The sequence below is a fragment of the Rugamonas sp. GW822-FHT03B10 genome, assembly GCF_058801745.1.
Map to the genome: position 1 here is coordinate 359,519 of NZ_JBXANP010000003.1, position 25,454 is coordinate 384,972.

At 64.6% G+C, this 25,454-nt stretch carries 15 protein-coding genes; 2 read left to right on the plus strand and 13 right to left on the minus strand.

Annotated elements, in window-relative coordinates; all coding sequences use genetic code 11:
• Nucleotides 1-247: 247 nt before the first annotated feature.
• From AC1RQG_RS07590 to AC1RQG_RS07625, 8 genes are all read right to left on the minus strand, one after another.
• Nucleotides 248-2,344: a pseudouridine synthase gene (locus AC1RQG_RS07590; protein WP_493129901.1), complete on the minus strand. Its 2,097-nt coding sequence runs from the start codon at nucleotides 2,342-2,344 to the stop codon at nucleotides 248-250.
• Entirely contained in the window at nucleotides 2,331-3,134 is an 804-nt protein-coding gene (gene scpB / locus AC1RQG_RS07595; RefSeq protein WP_493129903.1) for an SMC-Scp complex subunit ScpB, read from the minus strand. The genes AC1RQG_RS07590 and scpB overlap by 14 nt, the downstream gene beginning before the upstream one ends.
• 357 nt (nucleotides 3,135-3,491) lie before the next feature.
• Nucleotides 3,492-4,511: a glucokinase gene (locus AC1RQG_RS07600; protein WP_493129905.1), complete on the minus strand. Its 1,020-nt coding sequence runs from the start codon at nucleotides 4,509-4,511 to the stop codon at nucleotides 3,492-3,494.
• Nucleotides 4,512-4,905: 394 nt separating this feature from the next.
• Nucleotides 4,906-5,874 (minus strand): VTT domain-containing protein, encoded by a 969-nt coding sequence (locus AC1RQG_RS07605; protein WP_493129907.1) that lies wholly within the window; start codon nucleotides 5,872-5,874, stop codon nucleotides 4,906-4,908.
• Between the two features lie 49 nt (nucleotides 5,875-5,923).
• On the minus strand, nucleotides 5,924-7,639 hold the full coding sequence (locus AC1RQG_RS07610; RefSeq protein ID WP_493129909.1) for an ABC transporter ATP-binding protein: 1,716 nt from the start codon (nucleotides 7,637-7,639) through the stop codon (nucleotides 5,924-5,926).
• Nucleotides 7,636-8,784, minus strand: a complete 1,149-nt coding sequence (locus AC1RQG_RS07615; protein ID WP_493129911.1) for an ABC transporter permease — start codon at nucleotides 8,782-8,784, stop codon at nucleotides 7,636-7,638. Before AC1RQG_RS07615 ends, AC1RQG_RS07610 begins: the two co-directional genes overlap by 4 nt.
• A gap of 9 nt (nucleotides 8,785-8,793) precedes the next feature.
• Entirely contained in the window at nucleotides 8,794-9,732 is a 939-nt protein-coding gene (locus AC1RQG_RS07620) for an ABC transporter permease (RefSeq protein ID WP_493129913.1), read from the minus strand.
• Nucleotides 9,733-9,760: 28 nt separating this feature from the next.
• Nucleotides 9,761-11,560 (minus strand): ABC transporter substrate-binding protein, encoded by a 1,800-nt coding sequence (locus tag AC1RQG_RS07625; protein ID WP_493129915.1) that lies wholly within the window; start codon nucleotides 11,558-11,560, stop codon nucleotides 9,761-9,763.
• A 471-nt stretch (nucleotides 11,561-12,031) separates the two neighbouring features.
• Here AC1RQG_RS07625 and AC1RQG_RS07630 point away from each other — a divergent pair, with 471 nt between their 5' ends.
• Entirely contained in the window at nucleotides 12,032-14,815 is a 2,784-nt protein-coding gene (locus AC1RQG_RS07630; RefSeq protein WP_493129917.1) for a TonB-dependent receptor, read from the plus strand.
• 163 nt (nucleotides 14,816-14,978) lie between these two features.
• Here the strand turns inward: AC1RQG_RS07630 and AC1RQG_RS07635 are convergent, their stop codons facing one another.
• Together AC1RQG_RS07635 and AC1RQG_RS07640 are read right to left on the minus strand one after the other, a co-directional pair.
• Nucleotides 14,979-17,888 (minus strand): TonB-dependent receptor domain-containing protein, encoded by a 2,910-nt coding sequence (locus AC1RQG_RS07635; RefSeq protein ID WP_493129919.1) that lies wholly within the window; start codon nucleotides 17,886-17,888, stop codon nucleotides 14,979-14,981.
• Between the two features lie 441 nt (nucleotides 17,889-18,329).
• Nucleotides 18,330-18,665 (minus strand): hypothetical protein, encoded by a 336-nt coding sequence (locus AC1RQG_RS07640; RefSeq protein WP_493129921.1) that lies wholly within the window; start codon nucleotides 18,663-18,665, stop codon nucleotides 18,330-18,332.
• 173 nt (nucleotides 18,666-18,838) lie between these two features.
• Here AC1RQG_RS07640 and AC1RQG_RS07645 point away from each other — a divergent pair, with 173 nt between their 5' ends.
• Complete coding sequence (locus AC1RQG_RS07645) at nucleotides 18,839-21,634, plus strand: TonB-dependent receptor plug domain-containing protein (RefSeq protein ID WP_493129923.1); 2,796 nt, start codon at nucleotides 18,839-18,841, stop codon at nucleotides 21,632-21,634.
• Nucleotides 21,635-21,754: 120 nt separating this feature from the next.
• On the opposite strand, the gene aroG is transcribed toward AC1RQG_RS07645, so the two are convergent.
• From aroG to AC1RQG_RS07660, 3 genes are all read right to left on the minus strand, one after another.
• Nucleotides 21,755-22,828, minus strand: a complete 1,074-nt coding sequence (gene aroG, locus AC1RQG_RS07650; protein WP_493129925.1) for a 3-deoxy-7-phosphoheptulonate synthase AroG — start codon at nucleotides 22,826-22,828, stop codon at nucleotides 21,755-21,757.
• Between the two features lie 313 nt (nucleotides 22,829-23,141).
• Nucleotides 23,142-24,602 (minus strand): metalloprotease TldD, encoded by a 1,461-nt coding sequence (tldD, locus tag AC1RQG_RS07655; RefSeq protein ID WP_493129927.1) that lies wholly within the window; start codon nucleotides 24,600-24,602, stop codon nucleotides 23,142-23,144.
• Nucleotides 24,603-24,646: 44 nt separating this feature from the next.
• A complete protein-coding gene (locus tag AC1RQG_RS07660; protein WP_493129929.1) occupies nucleotides 24,647-25,444 on the minus strand; it encodes a carbon-nitrogen hydrolase family protein in 798 nt (265 codons plus the stop codon).
• Nucleotides 25,445-25,454: the final 10 nt, after the last annotated feature.

A 25,454-nucleotide genomic window follows, 5' to 3' on the forward strand; every position in this document is an offset into this window, starting at 1 on the left:
ACCACTCAAAACGGTTCACCAAAAAAAAAATGGGCATCTGCCCATCTTCTTGTCATTCCAACCAGATGAAGACACTCTTGGCAAACAGACCTTGCGAAGAACTTCAATCAGGCTGTGTATTATAACCCGTTCTTCCCTGTGCCGCAATGCCGGACATACCCCAACGGCAGGCTTACAACAAGGAAAATCGGGCTACAAGGCCCAAAAACAGGCCAAATGGCGGGTGGCGGCCGGGGCCGCCACCCGATCAACCTTTACGGCGGCGCGGCATGCCGTGGTCGATGGCGCCGCCACGCGGCGGCTGGTTGCGGCGCGGCGCGCCGGCATTGCCAAAACCGAAAGTGGTTTGCAGCGGATCGGGCTGGCGCGCACCGCGTTGCGGGCCCTTGGCGGCGCCGAAACCCTGGCCCTGACCACCACCCTGACCACCCTGGCCACCCTGGCCACGGCCCTGGGACTTGCCCCGGCCCTGACCCTGACCCTGTCCTTCGAAACCGCCACCGAGCGGACGGCCGCCGGCGTAGGCGCCCAGCGAACCGCCTTGCGGACGGCCGCCGGGACGGCCACTCTGCCCCATGCCCATCCCCATGCCGCCACGGCCCTGGCCGCGTCCCTGGCCACGGGGCGGCTTGGGGAACGGCAGCGCATTGTCGTTGCTGACGTCGAGACGGTTGCCGTTCGGCTCGTCGCGGTCATCGCGCTCACGCTTGGCGTTGCCACCCTTGGCGCTGGCGCCGCGCGGCGCGTCGCCGCCACCCTTCTTCTCCACGCCGTAGGCGGCCATCAGGTCGCGCACGCTGTTTTCTTCCATCTCTTCCCAGCGGCCGCGCTTCAGGCTGCTCGGCAGCGTCATGGCGCCGTAGCGGGTGCGGATCAGGCGCGACACGGTCAGGCCGATGGCCTCGAACATGCGGCGCACTTCGCGGTTGCGGCCTTCGCCGATCACCACGCGATACCACTTGTTGATGCCCTCGCCGCCGCCATCGGCGATCTTGGAGAACTGCGCCAGGCCGTCCTCCAGCTCCACGCCGGCCAGCAGTTTCTGGCGCATGCCCTCTTCCAGCTCGCCCAGCGTGCGCACCGCGTATTCGCGGTCGATACCGTAGCGCGGGTGCATCAGCCGGTTGGCCAGGTCGCCCGAGGTGGTGAACAGCAGCAAGCCTTCGGTGTTGAAGTCCAGGCGGCCCACGGCCAGCCATTTGCCCGCCTTCATGGTGGGCAGGCGGTCGAACACGGATGGACGACCGTCCGGATCGTCGTTGCTGACGATTTCGCCGGCCGGCTTGTGGTAGATCAGCACGCGCGGCGGCTTCTTGCTCACGCGGCGCTGGATCAGCTTGCCGTTGATGCGCACCTGGTCGGTGGCCAGGATGCGCTGGCCGATGTGGGCCGGTTCGCCATTGACGGACACGCGGCCGGCGACGATCAGCTCCTCCATATCGCGGCGCGAACCGAGGCCCGCCTCCGCCAGCACCTTGTGCAGCTTGGGCGCATCGTCGTCCGAGGTCAGGTCGCGGCGCACGGCCTTGGCCGGGGCGCGTCCCGTGCCGCCCTCTTCCGAATCGTAGGCTTCGGAGGTCACGAACGAGAACACGGCGTCGGCATCGGCCGCCTTGGGCGCGCCACCCTTGCCGCCCTGGGCGCCGCGCTGCGGCTGCTGCGGCTTGCCGCCCTTGCCTTTTTGCTGTTTCTGCTGGCCCTTGCCATTGCCGCGCGCCTCATTGCGCTGGCCTTGCTCGTGACGCGGCTTGCCATCCTTGGCGCGCACCGCCTCGCCGTCGGCCGGGGCCTCGCCCTCAACGGCGGCGACCGGCTCGGGGCGCGGCATGGTGGCCTGGCGGGCGGCGCGTTGTTCGCGCATCTGGCGCGGACCACGCGGCGGACGGGGGCCGCGCTCGGCGCGCTGGCCGGCGCCTTCGGCCGGCGCGGCCGACGTCACCGGAGCGGCATCGGCGGCTGCCGACGCGGCTGCGGGAGCGGCTACCGGTGCGGACGCGGCAACGGCTGGCGCCGGTGCGGCGGGCGCGGCGGATGGCGCTGCGGCGGGCGCCGCTGCCGGCGCGTCAGCCGCGGGCTTGGCGGCGGCCTTGGCGGCTGGCTTGGCACGCGGCTTCTTGACGGGCGCCTCGGCCGGCGCGGCCGCAGGGGCGTCGCTCGAAGCGGCCGGGGCGGCTTCGGCTGCCGCCTTGGGTTTGCGTTTAGGCTTGGCCGCGACCGGCTCGCCGGCGGCGGCAGCGGCCGCCGTGTCGGCTTCGATCTGGGCTTTGGTGCGGCGTTTAGGCTTGGCGACCACTTCGGCGACGACTGCGCCGCTGACTGACTCTGGAGAATTAGGATTGTTCATTATTCATTTCTTGGTTGTGCTCAGCGTCAACCGTTAAATCTGGCGCAGGGCCGTGGGTAATGGCCGGGACCGCCGATATGTCGGCCGTCCCCGCGTCGTGGCCGGCATCCGGGCTGGCCGTGACATCCACAGCCACTTCCGCCTCACCATCCGTACCAACTGCTTGTTGCGCGGCATTATGTGCCGCAAAATTTTCCTGCAGGGCCGCTTCCAGCGCTTCCATATCGGGACCGCCGCCCTGCATTTCGCTGATTTGCTGCAACGGCGGCAGCTGGGACAGCGAATTCAAGCCCAAATCATCCAAAAACTGCTTGGTGGTGCCCAGCAAGGCCGGGCGGCCCACCACATCGCGGTAGCCGATCACATCGACCCAGCCGCGGTCCTCCAGCATCTTGATCGTCTGCGAGTTGACGGCTACACCGCGGATCTCCTCGATGTCGCCGCGCGTCACCGGCTGGCGGTAGGCGATGATGGCCAACGTTTCCAGTGTCGCGCGCGAGTATTTGGGCGGCTTTTCCGGGTTCAGGCGGTCCAGGTACAACTTCATTTCAGGCCGGCTCTGGAAGCGCCAGCCGCTCGACAGGCTGACCACTTCGATGCCCTTGCCGGCCCAGTCCAGCCGCAACTCCTCCAGCAAGACCTTGATCGTATCGGCGCCGACCCCGGGGCCGCGCGGCCTGCCCTGGTCGTCCACTTCGACATACAGCTTTTTCAGACTGTGGATGGACAAGGGCTCATGCGCGCACAGCAGCGCGGTTTCGAGGACTTTTTTCGCCTCACCTGTATTCATAGCAATCTTGTGGCTGCATTCACATGCAAGAAAGAAATCAATAACAATCAGTGAGGCATATGGCTGGCATCCGGGATGCCGCCTGGCTGGAGTACTCGCTGAAGCTGGTTTTTCCGACGCTCGGGCCGATGCGCGCTGAGCGGGAGGGAGAGACAGACCACTTACGGCGCCGCGACCATGACGCAACGGCAACCGTTGATTTCAAGAGAAACGCAGTCCTGGCGCGCCGTTTTCGGGCGAAAAGCGGTGCGCACTACCTGGAACGATCCATGCCGTTTCATCCAACACAGCGAATTGTACCTGATAAAAGACTGAAAAGCGCATTTCGCTGACGGCGAAATGTAACATGGCTTACGCTTAAGCAAGTCTTTCGGCCAGGATCGCCGACACGCCGACGAAGGCCGGGTATTCGGCCGTGATGACAAAAGTGGGCACTTTGGCCAGATAGGCGGCGAAGCGGCCCTTCTGCTCGAAGCGGGCGCGGAAACCGGAACGGTCGAAGCGCGCGCCCAGGCGGGGCACGATGCCGCCGCCGATGTAAATGCCGCCCTGCGCACCGAGCGTGATGGCCACGTTGCTGGCCACCGTGCCCAGCATGCAGCAGAACGCCTCGATCGCCTGGTCGCACAGGGCCGATTCGCCGGCCAGCGCGCGGCGCGCGATTTCCGGCGCACCGATGGCTTCCGCCGGCACGCCCGTGTGGTCGGCCAGCGCGCGGTAGATCAGCTCGATCCCCACGCCCGACATCAAGCGCTCGGCCGACACATGCTCGAATTCGCGCCAGGCGAAGCGCAGGATGGCCACTTCCGTCTCGTTGACGGGCGAGAAGCTGACATGGCCGCCCTCGCTGAGCAAGGCCGTCCAGCTGTCGCCGGCCGGAATCAGGCCAGACACGCCCAGGCCCGTGCCGGCGCCGATCAGCCCCAGCGGCGCGCCGGCTTGGGCCGCGCCACCACCGACCTGGTGCTTCTGCACATCGGACAGCAGCGGCAGCGAACGGGCCAGCGCCGTGAAATCGTTGACCACCACCAGCGTCTCGAAGCCGCACTCGACGCGCAGCGCTTCGATCGAAAATTCCCAATGATGATTCGTCATGCGCACCAGATCGCCCGTCACCGGATTGGCGATGGCGATGGCGCCCTGGTGCACGGCGCCCAAGTTAGCCTGCACGACGGCCGGCAAGGCCAGGTAGGCCTGCAAGGCGGCGACCAGGGTCGGGTAGTCGGCGCACGGCAACACATTGATCAGCTCGATCTTGCCCGGCGCCAGTTCCAGCGCGAAGCGGGCATTGGTGCCTCCCACATCGGCCAGCAGGCGTGGACCGCCAGCGAAGGCGATGGTCGGGGAGTGTGGCGCGTGCAAGGACTGGGCTGTCATGATGAACCAAAAGAAGTTGAGCCCTAAGCTTAATGGATTTCTAAGCCGGTCCGCAAGACTTGTTTGTAGTTTTAGTACACGCTTAGCGAAATTTCCTACAAAAAATTACATTATGAAATATGAGCGTCGTAGTATGACTACTGATATACGTGATTACTGGAAACATTTTTTATGATGCCACGCCGCTTTTGGCCGCTTAGGCAAGCAGCCGCACGTGGCAAATACACAGCCTGGTACCCAGCCTGGTCGGCGTGGCGATGCAAGCGAATGTGGAAGCGGCGAAGGTAGGGGGTAATGGTTGGGGAGGCAGGACGAAGCGAGTCCGGCCCGGTTTGCCCACTCTGATGGCGGGCGACCGATGTGTCAGCGCTGATCGCGGCCGGTCAACTGATGCTTATTGGCTCACGCCCTCGGTAATTCCCACCGTGGTAGCGGCAGCGGCTGGCGCCGGTGCGAACGCAGCGTTCCAAGCATCGAGCCCGCCATGCAGCGGGCGGGCGCGGTGGAAACCGTGGGCCAGCAATTCCTTGGCCACCTGGGCCGCCGTCACGTCGTTGGGGCAACTGCAATAGACGATGATGTGGCTGTCCTTGTCCAGCGCCGCCAGTTCCGGCAAGCCCGCGCCACCCTTGAACAGCAATGCGCCCGGCACGGCCGGCTCCAGCGATTGCGCCGTCGCGCTGCGGGCGTCCACCAGCACCGGCGCGTGGCCGTCGTCCAGTAGGCTCTTCAGCTCGTCGATGGTGATGCGGTCCATCTGCGTGGCCTGATGGAAGCGCTTGCGCTCCACATACTTGAACGTGACAAACAAACCCAGCAACACGCCCAGCACGAGCAAGGCCGTCGTCCCCATGGTGCTGAGGATGCCCAGCACCTGCGCCACGCTGGTGTGGAAATAGGCGCCGATGCCGATCCCGGTGCCGCTCCACAGCAGGCCGCCGGCCATGCTGAAGCCGAGGAAGGTGGCCTTGGTGGTGCCCATGGCGCCGGCCAGCGGCGAGGCGATGGTGTTGAAGCCGGGGATGAATTTGGACACCATCAGCGCCTTCGGCCCCCAACGCTTGAAACTGTCTTCCGTCTGGCTCACGCAGTAGTCGGGCGACAGCGAGATGCGGCACAACAGCTTGAGGATGCGTTTGCCGAAGTAGCGTCCGGCATGGAACCAGAACTGGTCGCTGATCACACAGGCGATGAGGCTCACGGCCAGCACGCCCGGCCACGCCAGGTCGCCATCCTTGGCCAGCGCCCCGGCCACGATCAGCACCGGATAGGCGGGAATGGGCAATCCGATCTGCTCGACCAGCACGACGGCGAACACGATGAGGACGCCGTATTGTTGCAGCAATGGGATGAGATTGACCATCCCGCTATCTTAGCGCAATTCGTCAAACAACCGGGGTCAGGTCATGCAATCACGCATGTTGCGTAACTGCATGACCTGACCCCGGGATGGCCGCCAGCAAGCTGCGCGTGTAGGGATGCGTGGGATTGCGATACAGTTCGTCCGAATTGGCCAGCTCCACCACCCTGCCCCGCTGCATCACCATCACCTGGTCGGCCATGTACTTCACCACCGACAGGTCGTGCGAAATGAACAAGTAGGACAGCCCGTATTCATCCTGCAGGTCCTGCAACAGGTTGAGCACCTGGGCCTGCACCGACACGTCCAGCGCCGACACCGATTCGTCGCACACCAGTATCTCGGGCCGCATCGTCAGGCAACGGGCGATGGCGATGCGCTGTCGCTGGCCGCCGGAAAACTCGTGCGGATAGCGGTGCATGGCCTGCACCGGCAGCCCCACCCGTTCCAGCAGCTGGCAGGCGATGGCGGTGCGGGCGCGGTCGTCGGCGCCGATGGCGTGGATGCGCATCGGCTCCAGCAGGATTTGCCCCACCGTGTAGCGCGGATTGAGCGAGGCATACGGATTCTGGAAGATGATCTGGATGCGCCGCTTGTAGGGCAGGAATTCGCGCGGATGCATGGCCAGCAGGTCGCGGCCTTCGAAGATGGCGCTGCCGGCCGTGGCCTGGTGCAGCCGCAGCAGCGTCAGCCCCACCGTGGTCTTGCCGGAGCCCGATTCCCCCACCACGCCCAGCGTCTTGCCGCGCGCCAGAGTGAACGACACGTCGTCCACGGCCTGGAACGTGCGCCGGCCGAACCAGCCTTCGCGCTCGACAAAGTGTTTGCTCAGATGGTTCACCGTCAGCACGATGTCGTCGCCGGGCGCGTAGCCACGCGCACGCTCGCGCTCCCCCGCGCCCGCCGGCGCCGGCACAGGTTGGCCCGCAAGATAATCGGCGATCACCGGCAGCCGCCACGGCCGTGCGGCCAACGGCGGACGGCAGTGCAGCAGCGCGCGCGTGTAGGCATCGCGCGGCTGGTCGAACACCTGCCGCACCGGCCCCGCCTCGCGCACTTCGCCGTGGCGCATGACGATCACGTGGTCGGCGATCTCGGCCACCAGCGCCAGGTCGTGCGTGATGAACAGCACCGACATCTTGTGCTTGCGGCGCAACTCGGCCAGCAAGGCCATGATCTGCTTCTGGATCGTCACGTCCAGCGCCGTGGTCGGCTCGTCGGCGATCAGCAGCTTCGGCTCGCAGGCGATGGCCATGGCGATCATCACGCGCTGCTGCTGGCCGCCCGACAACTGGCCCGGATAGGCGTCGATCTTGCGCGCCGGTTCCGGGATGCCCACCTCGTCCAGCAGCGCCAGCGCGCGGGCGCGGGCCTGGCGCCGGCTCATGCCCATGTGCCGGCGCAGCACCTCGCCGATCTGGAAACCGACCGTGAACACGGGATTGAGCGAGGACATGGGTTCCTGGAAGATCATGGCCACGTCTTTGCCGCACAGCGCGCGCCGCGCGCCGGCATCGAGCGCCAGCAGCTCGCGGCCGCCGAAACGGATGCGGGACTCGGGCGCGATGGCGGCGCTGTCCGGCGGCAGCAGGCCCATCACGGCCAGCGCGCTGACGGACTTGCCGCTGCCCGATTCGCCCACCAGCGCCACCGTGGCATCGCGCGGCACGTCGAACGACACGCCTTTGACGGCCTCCACGCTGCGCTGCCGGTCGACGCGGAAACGCACGCGCAGCTCGCGCACTTCCAGCAACGGTTCGCCGCTCATGCCAACCTCCTCACCTTGGGATCGAGCGCATCGCGCAGCGCGTCCGTGAGCAACGAGAACGCCGTCACCAGCAGCGCCATGGCGGCGGCGGCCGCCGTCAGCTGCCACCACTTGCCCAGGATCAGTTCGTTCTGCGCCTCGTTCAGCATGCTGCCCCACGACACCACGCCCACCGGCACGCCGAAGCCGAGGAAGCTCAGGATCACCTCCGCCTTGATGAAGCCCACCACCAGGATCGACAACTGCACCAGCGCCACGTGGCTCACGTTGGGGAAGATGTGGCCGAACATCTTGCGCCAGTGCGAAGCGCCGATGGCGTCGGCGGCCAGCACGTATTCGCGCCCCTTGTGCTTGATGTACTCGGCACGGATCAGGCGGTACGGGCCGGTCCAGCCCGTCAGACCCAGGATCAGCACGATGGTCAGCACGCCCTTTTGCTGCAACACGGCGGCCACGGCCAGGATCATCAGGATGGACGGGATGGAGGTGAAGATGCTGTAGAACCAGTTGAACACATCGTCCACCAGCCCGCCGAAATAGCCGGACACGGCGCCGAACAGCGTGCCCAGCGCCACCGCCAGCGAGGCTGCCACCAGCCCCACGACGATCGAGGTTTCACCACCCTTGATGGTCTTCTTGAGCACGTCATGGCCCCACTTGTCGGCCCCGAACGGCAGGCTGGGCAGGCGCGCGCCGTGGCCACGGGCGCTGGCCGGCAGCGTGGCGCGCAACTGCGCCAGGTCCGCCGCCAGCGGATCGCTCAGGCCGTACATGTCGACCGCGCCCGTCCCCTGCTGCCGCAGTTGGGCGCGCAACGCGGCAAGGTCGGCGGCCAGCGGGTCGAATGGATTGTCGGGCGGCGGCGCATCGACGATGCCCGCGCCCGCCGCAGCCTTCGCGTCGGCCGCACCCGTCACGTGCGGGCGCTGCGGCGGCGCGGCGGCGCGATCGAGCAGGAAGGTGGGCGGCGCATAGTTGACGGCCACCTCGTCCTCCCAGTCCGCCACGATCAGGCCGCCGGCCGACAGCACCAGCATCAGCAGGAAAGCCGCCACCACGGCCAGCGCGGCCATGGCCAGACGATCGGCCCGCAGGCGGCGCCAGGCCAGCGCCCACAGGCCGGGGGATGCCAGCGCGTCATGCATGATGGCTCCTCATGTCAGCTGCACCCGTGGATCGACGGCCTGGTACAACAGGTCGGTGAGCAGGTTGACGACCATGGTGGCGGCGGCCACATAGATCGTGATGGCTTTGATGACGGGAAAGTCGCTGCGCTCGACGGCAAGGATCACTTCGCGCCCGATGCCGGGAATGCCAAAGAAGCGCTCGAGCAGAAAAGCGCCGATCAGCAGCGCCGGCAGATTCGACATCACGTGCGTGATGATGGGAATGGCGGCGTTGCGCAGCACGTGGACCCACATCACGCGCCGCTCGGACAGTCCCTTGGCGCGCGCCGTGCGCACATACTCCTGCCCCACCTCGTCGAGCACGAAACTGCGGAACAGGCGCAGCGTGGGCGCCACCGACACGGCCAGCCCGATCAGGATGGGCAGCGGCGCGTAACGCAACAGGTTGATCCAGAAACTGTCGCCCCAGCCCTGCACCGGAAACAGGCCCAGCTTGTAGGCCAATCCATACTGGAACACGATGATGTAGACCAGGATGCTGACCGACATGCCGACCGTGCACGCCACCATCACGGCGCGGTCCGTCAGCGAGCCGCGCACGAAGGCGATGGCCAGCGCCAGCGCGACGCCGAGCGCCGTCTCCAGCACGGTCAGCGGCACCAGCACCGTCAGCGACGGACCGAGCCGGGTGGTCACGATGCTGGACACGGCCTCGCCCGTGGCCCAGCTCTGGCCGAAGTCAAACGTCACGATCTGCTTGATAAATATCCACAACTGCACGTAATACGGCTGATCCACGCCCAACTGGTGGCGGATATTGGCGATGTTCTGGGCATTGGCCATCTTGCCGGCCAGGATGTAGGCCGGGTCGCCGCCCACCCAGTTGAACAGGATGAACACCAGCAGCACGACGCCCAGCATGGTGGGCAGCATTTGCCACAGGCGGCGGACGATATAAGCAAACATACTATTTTTCTTCTTCTATCAGCTGCGCTTATCGGGCCGGCCCGGCCGCGCGGTCCAGGTCGATGAATGGCCATTCCTGATGCAGGATGGGATGCTTTTTATACCCGAGTACGGCCGGCTGCGCCAGCATGTTGCGATACCGCGCGTAACCCATCAAGGCCACGCCGTTCACTTCGAGGCTGCGCGCCATCTTGTGGTACAGCGCGTCGCGCCCGGGCCCCGCCGGCAAGGCATGACTGGCGGTGTACCAGGCGTCGTACTGCGCATCCTGATAGCAGGCGGCGTTGTTCTGGTGCACGTTGGCGCCGTAGAACAACTGCATGAAGTTGTCGCCATCGGGAAAATCGGCGATCCACTGGAAGTTGCGCGTCTGCAGCTTGCACAGCGTTTCCGCCTTCATGATGTCGCCCAGGATCAGGCGGTCGTTGTCCATGTGGATGCCCAGCGCGTTGTAGGTCTTGCGCCACAGCTCGGCCTGCAGCACGCCGCTGGCCTCGTTGCGCGACGTGTAGCGCACGCGCAGCGGCTTGCCGTCGGGCAGCGTGCGCCAGCCATCGGCGCCCTTCCTGTAGCCGTAGCGGTCGAGCAGCTTGTTGGCCAGCACGGGATCGTATCGCAGCAGGCTGCGGTAATGGGGATCGTACCCCACCACGCCGGGCGGGATCGGATACTGGACCGGCATGGCCTGGCCGTTCCACACCAGCCGGATTTCCTCGTCCACGTTGTGCGCCATGGCGATCGCGCGCCGCAAGGCGATCTTCTCCTTGCCCATGCCGCCCAGCACCGGGTCCTGCATATTCCAGTAGTAATAGGTGATCTCGGGGTCGACCAGGCGCGACAGTTGTATGCCCCGGGCCGCCAGTTCCGGCCGCAGCTTGCCGTCCAGCAGGGCCTTGGGCGCCAGCGGGCCGTCCAGCCAGAACAGGTCGGCCGCGCCGCTGGTGAACGACAGCCAGCGCGACTGGTCCTCCAGTTGCACGGTGATCTCGATGCGCCCGATCTGCGGGATCTTCTTGCCGCGCATCTGGCGCACGATGCGCTGGTCGTCGGGATCGTCGCCGGCCTGGAAGTTCCACACCTGGGGCCGGTGGCCGGGATTCTCATCGAGCACGATGCGGCTGCCGCGCACCCACTGCCCCAGCTGATAGACACCCGTGCCCACCGGATGGTCGGCCACCTCGCCCTTGGCGTCGCCGTAACGCTCGACCACTTCGCGCGCCACCGCCGCCAACGGCACGTAGGCCAGGATCATGCCCAGGTTGAAATCGGTTTGCGTCAAGTGGATGCGCAGCGTGTAGCGGTCGAGCTGCTCCAGCCCGGCGATGGGACGGTCGTAGTCGAACTTGCCGCTGCGCGCGGCATCGGCCGCCAATTGGTCGAGCCCGACGATCTTGCCTTCAAGCAGCCACGTGTGGGGCGAGGCCAGCCTGGGATCGAACAGCCGCTTCCATGCGTAAACATAATCGGCCACGGTCAGCTCGCGCCGCCTGCCGCCGAACGCGGGGTCGGGCGTGAAATAGATGCCGCGCTGCAGGCGGATGGTGTAGGTCTTGCCGTCGGCTGATATCTCGGGCAAGGCAGCGGCCGTCTGCGGTGTCAGCTTGACGGGGCGCGCCAGGTAATCATAGGTGGTCAGGGTCTCGAAGATGGCTTCGTTGACGTGGCCCGTGTACAGGTCGCGCGCGATGGCCGGATCGAAACTGGTCTCGGCCGCCGGCAAGATGTAGTGCAGGACTTTGGCTGGTTCCGCGCCGTGCGCCGGGGTCGCCACCGGCAAGCCAGCCAGGCATGCCAGCACGGAGAATTTCCTGATGAGTGTTGCCGGCATCCGTGGGCTCGCGATAGGAGGTTTCTAATGAGCAAACAACCATAACGATAACCGAATTCCCGCAGCCAGGCAGTGAACTTTTTGCATCATTTTGGTGCATTTTTCGCACCGTCAAGGTGCATTTATGCCGCGCCGCACAATACCGGCCGCTACTGTGCTGCAATGCCACGGAACTCGCGCCCCGCCTTCCCTGCGGTTTCGTTAACCTCCTCCCAAAGTCGCATGCTGCGACGCAACAAACCAGAACTCCGGCATGGCCAGGATGCAAACAGAGTGTGGTATTTAAACATCAATTGTGTCGATTTTGTTTGACAGGCAATGGCGCATGGTGTTCTGATGCGCCCCTTCTGAAAATACATTTAGTGATTTTTGGAAAGAATTGGCGACTGATGCTTTCCTTCCCGCTACCCACGAGGTGGCAGGGAGGGCGTTTTGCCGCCGTCTAGATATCTTTCTATGGAGTTTTTGGTAATGATGATGGAAACGGTAATTTCCCGCTCCGTGCGCCTGATGTTCTCGGGCAGCGTGGCGGCAGTCAGCCTGGGCCTGGCCCAGCCGGCATTCGCACAAGACGCCAACATCCAGCGCGTCGAGATCACGGGTTCGAGCATCAAACGCGCTTCGGCCGAAACCGCGTCCCCGGTCCAGATGATCGGCCGCGAAGAACTGATGAAGTCGGGCAAGGCGACGGTCGCCGAATTCCTGCAAACCCTGACCGTGGACGGCGCCGGTTCGCTGCCCACCGGCTTCGGCAGCGGCTTCGCCGCCGGCTCGACCGCCATTTCCCTGCGTGGCCTGGGCGCCACCTCGACCCTGGTGCTGCTGAACGGCCGCCGCATGGCGCCGTATGCCCGCGCCGATGACGGCCAGAAGAGCTTCACCGACCTGTCCACCATCCCGATGCAGATCGTGGAGCGCATCGAAGTGCTGAAGGACGGCGCCTCGTCGACCTACGGCGCCGACGCCATCGCCGGCGTGGTCAACATCATCCTGCGCAAGGACTTCGAAGGCGTGCAGCTGAAGGCCGACACCGGCGCTTCGCGCTACAGCGACAACAAGCAGAACAACATCGCCCTGACCGTGGGCAAGGGCAACCTGGACGACGACAAGTACAACGTCGTGTTCAACGCCGAGTACAAGCAGTCCGACCTGCTGGCCGCCGCCGACCGCGCCGACCGCGGCTGGATCGGCCACGGCGACATCCGCCCATGGGGCTACACCCAGAACACCCAGTACATGGGCGGCTACATCACCCCCGGCAACGCGTCCTACACCCCGACCGGCGCCCTGCGCGATCCGAAGACCGGCAACTACGTGTCGCTGGGCGGCTGCGGCCAGTTCTCGCAGACCGTCAAGCAGGATCCGGCCGGTGGCTGCCTGTGGTCGCAGGACCAGTTCCGTTCGCTGCAACCGAACGTGGAAACAGTCAACCTGTACACCCGCGGCACCCTGCAACTGAACGCCGACCACCAGATCTACACCGAACTGGGCTACTCGCAGCGCAACAGCTCGTTCATGCTGGCGCCCGTCTCGGCCACGCCCAACGTGACCTTCCCCGGCACGGCGGCCAACCCGACCGGCATCATCCTGTACAGCAACGACGTGCAGATGGCCGCCTCGCACCCGCAGAACATCTTCGGCGTGAACACGCGCATGCGCTACGCCATGTTCGATGTGGGCCCGAGCAACCACATCGCCAACAACCAGTTCAACCGCTTCGTCATCGGCGCCAAGGGCACGGCCTTCGGCTGGGATTACGACACCGGCCTGACCCACTCGGAATCGAAGCTGCACATCGAGTGGACCAACCAGCTGAACATGAACGTGGTGAAGGCCGCCCTGGGCGACCCGACCAGCCAGTACTTCCCGTACTACATCGGCAGCCAGGCCTACAAGAACCCGGCCTCGCTGTACGCGGCCATGGTGACCAGCAACACCTCGGACTCGACCACCAAGCTCGACATCGTCGACTTCAAGGCCTCGCGTGAACTGTTCGCGCTGCCGGGCGGCAACCTGGGCCTGGCCGTGGGCGCCGAGCACCGCCGCGAGCAACTGGACAACCCGTCGCTGAGCGGCACCGCCGACGGCTCGACCAACACCAGCTACGTGGCCGCCAAGGGCGAGACCAAGGTCTCGGCCCTGTACGCCGAGGTGCTGGCCCCGATCGTGAAGACGGTGGAACTGTCGGCCGCCCTGCGTTACGACCACTACAGCCAGTTCAACTCGACCACCCCGAAACTGGGCCTGAAGTGGACCCCGGTCAAGTCGTTCGCCCTGCGCGGCACCTACACCGAAGGCTTCCGCGCCCCCGGCGTGGCCGAAGCGAGCGCCGACAGCCAGTCGACCGGCTCGTCGTCCGTGGTCGATCCGATCCGTTGCCCGGGTGGCAAACCAGCCGCCGGCGGCGCCACCATGCTGGACTGCAACATCCAGATCGGCGCCGTCAAGGTGGGCAACCCCAACCTGGCGCCGGAAAAGTCCAAGGGCTACACCCTGGGCATGGTCTGGGATCCGCTGAACGACACCAACATGTCGCTGGACGCGTGGAAGATCCGCCGCACCAACGAGATCAACCCGCTGTCGTACGTGGAAGCGGCTTCGCTGCCAACGGCCGTGCGTCAGGATAACAACCTGGTCGTGAACGGCGTCGTGATCCCGGGCTCGGGCACGCTGCTGATCTCCAAGGCCCCGTACCAGAATTCCAGCTACACGGAAGTCAAGGGTATCGACCTGGACGTCAAACAGCGTCTGCGCCTCGGCAACTACGGCAAGGCCACCATCAACCTGGTGTGGTCGCACGTGGCGTCGTGGGTACGCGCCGACAAGAACCAGACCTTCCAGTTCGCCGGCACCCATGGCAACTGCGATACGTCGGATTGCGCCGGCACGCCGAAGGACAAGATCAACCTGATCACGTCCTGGGACAAGGGTGACTGGAACGTCAGCGGCACCATCAACTACCGTTCGGACATGAAGAACATCCGTTACGAAGGCGCCAACTGCGCCACCTTGATGGCCGATGGCAGCAAGTCGCCGAACGGCGCCTGCCGCCTGGCCTCGTTCACCACGCTGGACCTGTCGACCCGCTACAACGTCAGCAAGCAGCTGCAACTGTACGCGTCGATCAACAACGTGCTGGACAAGATCGCCCCGCTCGACCCGCTGACCTACGGCGGCATGAGCTTCAACCCGATGGACGCCTCCGGCGCCACCGGCCGCTACTTCAAAGTGGGCGCGCAGTACAAGTTCAACTGATCTGAACTGAAGTGACCGGCCCTGCCGGTCCGAACCGAAGGGCGGTGAGCGATCACCGCCCTTTTTTTGTCGCCCGGCGAACGCGCGTCAACGGCCCGCGCACGGCCGAAAAAAAAAACCCCGGGCAAGCCCGGGGTTTTCATTGGTGCGAAGCCTTACGCCATCAGAACTTGACGTTGCCCGACAGGTAGAACGAACGACCGATCGGATCAGCGTAACGACCATCGTAGCCGTTCTGGTTACCGCCGCCGGCGTTCTGCAGGGTCAGCGGTGGATCACGGTCGAAGATGTTCTTGATACCGCCGGTCAGGCTGAACTTGCCGAAGTCGTACTTGCCCTGCCAATCGAAGGTGGTGTACGAAGGCGTCCACAGGCCGGCGAAGGCCACGGAATCGCCTTTCGAGCCATCCGGATTCACAGCGTAGATCGAAGTGTCGATTGGGTATGCCTCGTCGTGGTAGCCCGACTTGTAGTGCGCCGTCAGCGTGTTGGTCATCTTGCCGTTGGTCAGGCTCAGCGACAGGTTGGTTTGCACGCGGAACACGACAGCATTGTCAGGACCGAAGGTACCCAGATCGGAGTTCACCGTGCCACCAGCTTCGGTGGTGTAGTTCTGCTTGATCATGTAGGTACCGTTCCAGGCCGCGCGCAGGTCGCCGATCGACGACTTGGCGCGGTAGCTGAAGTCCCAATCCACACCGCGGTAGTTAGCCACACCGCCGTTGATCGGCGCCAGCAGGTAAGCGATGGTGGTGTAACCAGCTGGGTCCGGGTACGGGTTGGTGAACAGGTGCTTGTACTGCTGCGGGTTGGCGAAGCCAACTTGCTCAGGCGTACCAGCGGACAGCACCTGGTTGCGGATCTGCACATTCCACAGGTCCATGCCCAGCGACAGGCCCTTCACCGGTTCGACACGGCCGCCGATGGTCCACTGCTTGGACTTCTCAGGCTGCAGGCCGTCCGAACCGCTGGCGCCGTTCGGACCGCTCAGCAGGTCGTACTGGGCATTGCCCACCAGGCAACCGGTCGAGCCAGGGAATGGGCAAGCATAGCTGCCCGAGGTGCTGCCGCCGAAGGTGTTGGCGCCGGCGATGTCGTTGATGTTAGGCGCCTTGAAACCGGTGCCGTAGGCCGCGCGCACCAGCACCGTGTCGACCGGCGTCCAACGGGCGCTGATCTTGTAGGTGCCGGCGCTGCTGGTGTTGCCCAGATCGCCGCTGGCCAGTTGCTGCTGGATGCCGTTGGCATCAGGCACGGTCGCGAAGATGTAGTTGCTGTGGGTCTTGCCATAGCTGTCGTAACGGCCGGAAATGGTCGTTTCCAGGGTCTTGGTGACCGGCAGCAGGATCTCGGTGTACGCGCCCCAGTTGTTGCGGCTGGCGTCGAACGGCACCTGGCCATAGTTGCCGCCGACCGGGTAGTCGTCGGACGCTGGCTGGGTCGAGAAGCCGGACTGCGACAGGATCAGCGGGCTGTAGGCGACCTGGTAGTGGGTCTTCGAGTAGTCGCCGCCGAGCGAGATGATCGACGTGCCGCCACCGAGTTCGAACAGGTCGTGCTGGGCGCCGGCATGGATCGTGTTCAGCTTGGAGTTGGTGGTCGAGAAGTTGGTGCCGTTCAGCAGTGCATCGTTGAGCAGCGACGCGCCGGTGCCCATGACAGGATCGTAGGCGCCCGAGGCGACCAGGTTCGACAGCTTGGTGAAGTCGGCGTAACCGCCGGCCGCGTTGTCCTTGATCTTGCTGCTCGACAGGATCAGGCTGCCCGTGTAGTTCCAGCCCGCCGCCGCACCGTCGATACCGGCGGCGAAGTGACGCGCATCGGTCACGAACTCGTCTGTACGACCGCCGATCAGCACGGAACGATAGCCCAGGGTCGCTTTCTGGGTCGGATTTTCCAGACCGTTGGCATCCAGGTAGGGCTGCACATACTTGGCGTACAGGCCGGGGAAGCGGGTGGTCGAGTTCACACCCATCGGCTGCGCCGACGGTGCGAACTGGGCGGTCATCGAGAAGCTCGACAGAACCAGCTCGCCCCACAGCTTGGTGTCGTCGTTCAGTTGCAGCGTGCCCTTCAGCAAGCCACTGTCGCGACGGTTGCCGGGGATGTCTTCCACGGTCGAGGCATAGTTGAACCGGCACTGGGAACCGGCGGCGCCAGCCAGCGGGCTGCCGCAATTGCCATTGGCGGCCAGGTAGGGGTTGATGGCCACGCCGTGGGTGGCGACATCAGCGGCGGAACCGGCGGGGCGCACGTTGAAGGTCAGGTTGGCCGGCTCGGTGTTGCCGGTGCGCTGATCAAAGAAGTATTCCTTGCCGCCGCTGCCGAACTTGAAATAGGCGCCGGGGGCCGAGAAGTCGCGCTGCAGCGCGGTCACGCGCTGCTGCTCGTCGTGGCTGTACGAGAACAGCACGTTGAACTTGTCGGTGTCCAGGTCGCCCCAGCCCTTGGTGATGCCGACGTTGGACGAACGGCCGCCCGATTTCTTAGGCTGGCTGTAGGTCGCGTAAGCTTCACCCTTGGTGTTGTTCTTCTTCAGGATGAAGTTGACGACGCCGGCGATGGCGTCCGAGCCGTACAGGGCCGAGGCGCCGTCGGTCAGGATCTCGACGCGCTCAACCGCTTCCAGCGGGATCGATTCGATGTTGACGGCATAGCCGCCGCCTTGGCCCGAACCCACGGCCGTCGGCGCCATGCGCTGGCCGTCCAGCAGCACCAGCGTGTATTTCGATGGCAGCGAGTGCAGCGCCGCCGTGGTGGCGCCGCCGCCGCCGCCGTTGACGGAGCTCGACGATGGCACGAAGCCTTGCATCGAAGGCAGCATCTGGATCAGGTCGGACGCCGACGCGGCGCCGCTCTTCTTGATATCGTCCTGGTTCAGCACTTGAACCGGCAACGCGCCTTCCTTGGCGATCCGCTTGATCGACGAGCCGGTGATTTCCACGCGTTGGATGGTCGTGTCATTGGTCGTTTGCTGCGCCAGAACGGGCTGGGCCAGCAAACCGAAACCTACAGCTACACCGCCCGAGAACATCAGGCGCAGCGAGCGCGACAGTACAGTTTCTTTAATCATTGCTATCCTTGAATTTGAATTTATTAAGCGGCGCGCCGGCTGGTAGGTTGGTGCGTCGACTAAACACTGCTCATTTTTAAGCATGAATTGCGCAGATCCGAGCATTTTGTGATGCCGCAAACCTGCATGGTTCAAGCAAGGCCGGGGGCCGGTTCCTCCCCGATTTATTTACCAGTTCACCATTTCAGGCAAATTTAAGTAGGCTTTTGGACGAAAACAGCCACTTAACTGATCATGGATGAGAACATGGCTACACAAACAGTGTCAACGCGTCCCATGTCATCAAGATGTAATAAAACAACAAACATGCAAGTATTCCTCCCCCCCGGCCCGATTCTTGGTGCACCATGTGAGACTGGGGTTTCATGTCCGCCCAGAAGACATGAAAAAACTGTCGCTTTTCAGTCATGGCATGCGGTAAATGTTGCCAGAGACACCCACTCAACCAGGCGCTCCACCGCCGCTGCCGCGCGGTTTCCCGTCCCCATCCGTCCCCATCCGTCCCCATCCGTCGCCGCCCACCAATCCGCCGCGCGTCCCGCCGGCCGTTGTTCCAATGCCACAAAAAGTGTCACAAGTACAATCCCATGCCCATCGGGAAAGTTTTGAAAATTCTGGACCGGCCTGAATTTCGCAAAATATTCTGCCGATTGGCAAAACTTTCGACCACTTTAATTTTTCCGTCACAGTTATTTTATAAACAAAGTTAATTACGCCGACTTCTCCTGTAAAAATGGCGCCGGCGCAAGACACATAATTAGATTTCGGCACCAACATTTACAGATTGACACTCCAGAACGCCGATGATTAGATGCCAACCGAAGAAGGGGCAACCAGCCCTCTTTTCGGGGAGGGGCAACATGACCTCTTTTGCGCGGCCCAGCACATGGGGCGATGACAGGTCGCCGCCGCCACTGGGCTTATAGTAGAACTTCGGGGAGTCTAAAATAATGATGGTTGAAACAGTTTTATCGCGCTCGATCCGCCTGATCTGCGCTGGCGGTCTGGCACTGGGCATGCACGCGGCATACGCGCAGGAAGCCCAACCGCAAACCGTGCAACGGGTCGAGATCACCGGCTCCAGCATCAAACGCATCGCGGCCGAAGCATCGCTGCCGGTGCAGACCTTTAACGAAAAAGACATCAAGCGCGCCGGCGTCACGTCGGCCACCGACTTCATCCAGCAACTGCCGGTCATGCAGGGCTTCACCGTGGCGGCCGATTCGGTCGGCGGCGGCGGCGGCGGCATCACCACCGCCTCGCTGCACGACGTGGGCGAACAATACACGCTGGTGCTGGTGAACGGCCGCCGCATCGCGCCCGCCACCTCCGGCACCACCATCGACATCAACGCCATTCCGCTGTCGGCCGTCGAGCGCGTCGAAGTGCTGACCGACGGCGCCTCCGCGCTGTACGGCGCCGACGCCATCGCCGGCGTGGTCAACTTCATCCTGAAAAAAGGCGCGGCCCCGCTGGCCATCGACGCCAAGTACAGCAAACCGCAAAGCCCGGGCGGCAAGGACAAGTCCTTCAGCATCAGCAAGGGCTTCGGCGACCTCGAGGACGACGGCTACAGCGTGTTCCTGGCTGCAGGCCACCAGGAATCGACGCGCATGAAGGCGTCCCAGCGCGATTTCGCCAAAACCGGCATCATCAACTTCAACGACCCCGTGACCGGCAAGCCGCTGCAGTTCTTCAACGGCTCCTCGCGCTCGATCCCGCCCAACGTCTCGATCCGCTACAAGAACGCGGCCGGCGCCAACAAGACGGTCAACGTCAATCCGTACATGCAGATCAACGGCAAGTGCCCACCGGCGCACGTGGATGCGTTCGGCGACGGCCAGTGCTATTTCGACTACACCTCGACCGTGGAAATCGCGCCTGAAGTCAAGCGCGACAACGTGTACGGCTCGGCCAGCGTCAAGCTGGGCAACAGCGGCTTCAAGGCCTTCACGGAAGTGTCGCTGGGCGAATCGCATGTGTACGCCAACATCGCCGCCTACCCGGCCGAATTCGCGCTCGACAAGTCCTCGCCGCTGTTCGCCAAGTACGTCTCGCCTTACCTGACGGCCGAGCAACTGAACGGCATGACCTCGGCCACCGTCAAGTACCGCCTGCAGGACCTGGGTGGCCGCGCCTACGACTACCAGAGCAAGACCGCCGACGTGGTGGCCGGCGTGGACGGCAGCGCCATGGGCTGGGATATCAATTCCGCCTTCACCTACTCGACCAACAAATCGCCGCAAAACTATGTGGGCGGCTTCCCGCTGGCCGACAAGTTCGACGCGGCGCTGGCCAGCGGCACCATCGACCCGTTCCCGTACGCCCAGGGCACGATGCCGGCTGCCATGATCGACGCGCTCAAGGCCACCCAGTACATCGGTAATTACAACAACACCGACATCAAGATGCACGGCTTCGACGTGCACGGCTCGCACGAACTGTTCCAACTGCCAGGCGGCAAATCGCAGATCGCCGTGGGCGCCGACTACCGCAAGAACAGCTACTCGGAAATCGGCAACCCGGCCGTCAGCCATTCGGAAATCCTGTTCGATTCGGACCAGACCTCGTTTGACTTCACCCGCCACAACGCCGGCGCCTTCACCGAACTGCTGATGCCGATCGTGAAGGACCTGGAAGTGACCGGCTCGCTGCGCTACGACAGCATCAGCAAGCTGACCGACAACCTGACCAGCAAGTCCGTCGGCAACAACCAGTCGGCCACCACCTACAAGCTGAGCGCCCGTTACCAGCCCGCCAAGACCGTGCTGCTGCGCGCCGCCTACGGCACCGGTTTCCGCGTCGCCAGCATGAAGGAAATCGGTCAGCCACTGGCCGACTTCGGCGTCACCGGCGGCACCTACAACTGCCCGCTGAGCGCCGCCAACGGCCTGGCCAACCACCCGCTGGCCCAGTACTGCGACGGCCGCAACCAGCTTGAAGTGTGGCAAGGCGGCAATGCCGACCTGAAGCCCGAGCACTCCAAGCAGTGGTCGTTCGGCACCGTGTGGGAGCCGAACGCCTCGTTCAGCGCCAAGCTCGACGTGTGGAACGTGGAAATCCGCGACGCGGTGACCTCGGTCAGCGAATCGCTGATCGCCAACAACCCGAACAAATACATCGACCTGTACACCACCAAGTACAAGGCATCGACGGGTGTGAACGCGCTGGCCATCAAGCTGATCCCGATCAACATCGGCCGCCAGGAAAACCGTGGTATCGACTATGACCTGCTGTTCAAGACCAAGCTCGGCGATGCCAAGCTGACCAACCGTCTGGCCGGCACCTACCTGCTCAAGTCGCGCCACACCACCCCCGGCACCAGCGACCAGTGGGAATCGAGCCTGAACGAGTACGGCAGCGACGACAATGTCTCGTTCCGCAACGTCGTGAAAGCGTCGAGCACCTACGAGCTGGGCCCATGGACGCACACCCTGACCGCCAACTACCGCAACGGCTACAAGGACAAGCACCATGACATCGACAACTGCGCCGTGACCACCAACGACGCGGCCCAGGATTGCGTCGATGTGCAGCTGCAAGTGCCGAGCTACACCACGTTCGACCTGCAATCGCAGTACCACGTGATGAAGAACCTGGACGTGACCGCCGGCATCAACAACCTGGCCGACCGCAATCCACCGCTGTCGCTGCGTAACACCGGCTCGCACCAGCTGGGCTACGACCCACGCTACGCCAGCGCCGTGGGCCGCACCTTCTACCTGAGCGGTTCGTACAAGTTCTGATACGATAAGTTCTGGTGACAAAAAAGCCCGCCGGTTCGCACCGGCGGGCTTTTTTTCATTGCGGCGGGCGCGGCATGCGCGCGGCGCCACGGAACCGGCCCGCGCGGGGCCGGCGCCGCTTCAGTCGGCGGCCCGTTCCTCGGCCTTCAGGCGGCGCTGGCGCACCGCGTCGGCCAGGCTGTGCAGCACCTGCACGCTGCTGTCCCAGTCGATGCAGCCGTCGGTGACGGACTGGCCGTAGACCAGCTCCTTGCCCGGCACCAGATCCTGGCGGCCGGCCACCAGGTTCGATTCCACCATCACGCCGACGATGCGGCTGTCGCCGCCGGCCACCTGGCTGGCGATGTCGGCGCACACCGGCACCTGGTTCTCGGGCTTCTTGTTGCTGTTGGCGTGCGACGCGTCGATCATCAGGCGCGCCGCCAGCCCCTGGGCCGCGATCGCCTTGCAGGCCTCGTCCACGCTGGCCGCGTCGTAGTTCGGCGCCTTGCCGCCGCGCAGGATGATGTGGCAATCCTCGTTGCCGTTGGTCGACACGATGGCCGAGTGGCCGCCCTTGGTCACGGACAGGAAGTGGTGCGGCTGGGAGGCGGCCTTGATCGCCTCCACGGCGATCTTGACGTTGCCGTCCGTGCCGTTCTTGAAGCCGACCGGGCACGACAGTCCCGAGGCCAGCTCGCGGTGCACCTGCGACTCGGTGGTGCGAGCGCCGATCGCGCCCCAGCTGATCAGGTCGGCGATGTACTGCGGGCTGATCACGTCCAGGTATTCGGTGCCGGCCGGCAGGCCCAGCTCGTTGATGTCGCGCAGCAGCTCGCGCGCCATGCGCAGGCCGTCGTTGATGCGGAAGCTGTTGTCCATGTAGGGGTCGTTGATCAGGCCCTTCCAGCCCACCGTGGTGCGCGGCTTCTCGAAGTAGACGCGCATCACGATCTCCAGCTCGCCGGCCAGTTCCTGGCGCAGCTTGACCAGGCGCTGGGCGTAGTCCATGGCCGCCTTGGGGTCGTGGATCGAGCACGGGCCGATCACCACCATCAGGCGGTCGTCCTGGCCGTGCAGGATGCGGTGCAGCGCCACGCGTGCCGAGGCCGCCGTCTGCTCGGCCGCTTCCGTGCAGGCAAATTCACGGATCAGGTGCGAGGGCGGCGTCAGTTCCTTCATTTCGCGGATACGCAGGTCGTCGGTACGGGGCATGCTGTTACTCCTTAAGGGTTCGATGGTGAAGTCTGGAAAAAATTCAGGGTAAAAAAAAACCGCCATCGCTGGCGGTTTTTTCGGATTCTGCTGGGTTACGTTTTGCTGCTACGTGTACCGGCCGCTACTCCACCGCCTTGAGGCTGGAATTGCTAAAGTAAAAATAGCCGGTAAAGAAAACAATCGAGCGCATGAACGAAATCCGTGGTGTTTGAACGACTATAACAACAATAGACTGAAATTGGCAAGCCTTTCCTTGGAATAAGCTTATAACCCGGCCATGTTGTTGTTCTTCACTTGATCCGGCCGGGGCTTACGCCGTGCCGCCCACGGTCACGCCGTCGAGCCGCAACGTGGGCTGGCCCACGCCCACCGGCACGCTCTGGCCCTCCTTGCCGCACACGCCCACGCCCGGATCGAGGCGCATGTCGTTGCCGATCATGGAGACGCGGTTCAGCACGTCCGGACCATTGCCGATCAGGGTGGCGCCCTTGACCGGATAGGTGATCTTGCCATCCTCGATCATGTAGGCCTCGCTGGCCGAGAACACGAACTTGCCGTTCGTGATATCGACCTGGCCGCCGCCGAAATTGACGGCGTACAGGCCGTTCTTGACCGAGGCCAGGATCTCGCCCGGGTCCTTGTCGCCGCCCAGCATGTAGGTGTTGGTCATGCGCGGCATCGGCAGATGGGCGAACGATTCGCGCCGCGCGTTGCCGGTCACGGGCATCTTCATCAGGCGCGCGTTCATGGTGTCCTGGATGTAGCCTTTCAGGATGCCGTCCTCGATCAGCGTGGTGCACTGGGTCGGGTTGCCCTCGTCGTCCATGTTGAGCGAACCGCGGCGGTCGGCCAGCGTGCCGTCGTCGACCACCGTCACCCCCTTGGCCGCCACGCGCTCGCCGATGCGGCCCGAGAAGGTGGACGAGCCCTTGCGGTTGAAGTCGCCCTCGAGGCCGTGGCCGATCGCCTCGTGCAGCAGGATGCCGGGCCAGCCCGGGCCCAGCACCACGGTCATGGGGCCGGCCGGGGCCGGCCGCGCGTCGAGGTTGACGATGGCCGAGTTGACGGCGTCGGTCGCGTACTGGTCCAGCAGCGCGTCGCTGAAGTAGCCGTAGTCGTAGCGGCCGCCGCCGCCGGACGAGCCGACCTCGCGCCGGCCGTTCTGCTCCACGATCACCGTCAGCGAGACCCGCACCAGCGGCCGGATGTCGGCCGCCAGCACGCCGTCGCTGCGCACCACCAGCACCACGTCGTATTCGCCGGCCAGGCCCGCCATCACCTGCACCACGCGCGGGTCCTTGGCGCGCGCCATCTTCTCGACCCGCTCCAGCAGCTTGACCTTGGCCGTCGCGTCGAGCGAGGCCAGCGGATCGTGCGGCAGGTACAGCGAGCGCACGCCCCGCTGCGTCATCTGGCCGGCCACCTTGACCTTGCCGGCGCCGGCGCGCCCGATGGTGCGGGTGGCGGCCGCCGCCTCCAGCAGCGCGCTCTCGGAGATGTCGTCCGAATAGGCGAACGCGGTCTTGTCGCCGGACACGGCGCGCACGCCCACGCCCTGGTCGATCGAGAAGCTGCCCGTCTTGACGATGCCCTCCTCCAGGCTCCAGCCCTCGTTCTTGGTGAACTGGAAGTACAGGTCGGCGTAATCGACCTTGTGGGTAAACATGGTGCCGAGCGCCTTGAGCAGCTTGGCTTCGTCCAGCCCGAACGGCGTCAGCAGGATGTCGCGCGCCACGGCCAGGGTGGAAAGATTCGGTTCAAATGGGGTCATGATGGTGCCTCGGATTAGTTGCTGCCATTGTATCGGAAGGCGGCCTACATCGTGCGGTGTTTCAGCGCCGGCAAGCTCTCGCGCACGCTGGCCATGAAGCCGGGATCGACCGCGCCGTGGATCACGCCCTCGCCCTCGGGCAGCACGGCCTTGATCTCGCCCCACGGGTCGATCAGCATGCTGTGGCCCCAGGTGCGGCGGCCATTGACATGCAAGCCGCCCTGGGCCGCCGCCAGCACATAGCACTGGTTCTCGATGGCGCGCGCGCGCAGCAGCACCTCCCAGTGGGCGCGGCCGGTGGTGTAGGTGAACGCGGCCGGCACCACGATCATGGCCACCGGCCCCATGGCGCGGTACAGCTCGGGGAAGCGCAGGTCGTAGCAGACCGACAGCCCGACCTTGCCGAACGGCCCGTCCAGCGTGCCCACGGTGCGCCCCGGCACGATGGTGCGCGCCTCGTCGTACGATTCGGTGCCCTTGGAAAAGCCGAACAGGTGGATCTTGTCGTAGCGCCCCACGTGCTGGCCGTCGGGGTTGTAGACCAGCGTGGTGTTGATCACCTTGCCCGCCTGCTCCGACACCAGCGGCAGGGTGCCGCCGATCAGCCACACGCCGTACTGGCGCGCCATGGCGGCCATGAAGTCCTGGATCGGGCCGCTGCCGGGGCGCTCCGCGTGGTCGACCTTGTCGCTGTCGCTCAAGCCCATGATGGCCCAGTATTCGGGCAGCAGCACCAGTTCGGCGCCGGTGTCGGCCGCCTGCGCGATCAGGCGGCGCGCGGTGGCGATGTTGTGCGCCACATCGGGCGAGGAGATCATCTGGACGGCGGCGACGGTATGCATGGGAACACCT

Bases quoted from the DNA above. Each gene is read 5' to 3' on its own strand.
- AC1RQG_RS07625 (WP_493129915.1), bottom strand. From the start codon at position 11,560: ATGCCGGCAACACTCATCAGGAAATTCTCCGTGCTGGCATGCCTGGCT.
- AC1RQG_RS07615 (WP_493129911.1), bottom strand. From the start codon at position 8,784: ATGCATGACGCGCTGGCATCCCCCGGCCTGTGGGCGCTGGCCTGGCGC.
- scpB (WP_493129903.1), bottom strand. From the start codon at position 3,134: ATGAATACAGGTGAGGCGAAAAAAGTCCTCGAAACCGCGCTGCTGTGC.
- AC1RQG_RS07645 (WP_493129923.1), top strand. From the start codon at position 18,839: ATGATGGTTGAAACAGTTTTATCGCGCTCGATCCGCCTGATCTGCGCT.
- AC1RQG_RS07590 (WP_493129901.1), bottom strand. From the start codon at position 2,344: ATGAACAATCCTAATTCTCCAGAGTCAGTCAGCGGCGCAGTCGTCGCC.
- AC1RQG_RS07610 (WP_493129909.1), bottom strand. From the start codon at position 7,639: ATGAGCGGCGAACCGTTGCTGGAAGTGCGCGAGCTGCGCGTGCGTTTC.
- AC1RQG_RS07605 (WP_493129907.1), bottom strand. From the start codon at position 5,874: ATGGTCAATCTCATCCCATTGCTGCAACAATACGGCGTCCTCATCGTG.
- AC1RQG_RS07635 (WP_493129919.1), bottom strand. From the start codon at position 17,888: ATGATTAAAGAAACTGTACTGTCGCGCTCGCTGCGCCTGATGTTCTCG.
- AC1RQG_RS07660 (WP_493129929.1), bottom strand. From the start codon at position 25,444: ATGCATACCGTCGCCGCCGTCCAGATGATCTCCTCGCCCGATGTGGCG.
- aroG (WP_493129925.1), bottom strand. From the start codon at position 22,828: ATGCCCCGTACCGACGACCTGCGTATCCGCGAAATGAAGGAACTGACG.
- tldD (WP_493129927.1), bottom strand. From the start codon at position 24,602: ATGACCCCATTTGAACCGAATCTTTCCACCCTGGCCGTGGCGCGCGAC.
- AC1RQG_RS07600 (WP_493129905.1), bottom strand. From the start codon at position 4,511: ATGACAGCCCAGTCCTTGCACGCGCCACACTCCCCGACCATCGCCTTC.
- AC1RQG_RS07620 (WP_493129913.1), bottom strand. From the start codon at position 9,732: ATGTTTGCTTATATCGTCCGCCGCCTGTGGCAAATGCTGCCCACCATG.
- AC1RQG_RS07640 (WP_493129921.1), bottom strand. From the start codon at position 18,665: ATGTTGGTGCCGAAATCTAATTATGTGTCTTGCGCCGGCGCCATTTTT.
- AC1RQG_RS07630 (WP_493129917.1), top strand. From the start codon at position 12,032: ATGATGATGGAAACGGTAATTTCCCGCTCCGTGCGCCTGATGTTCTCG.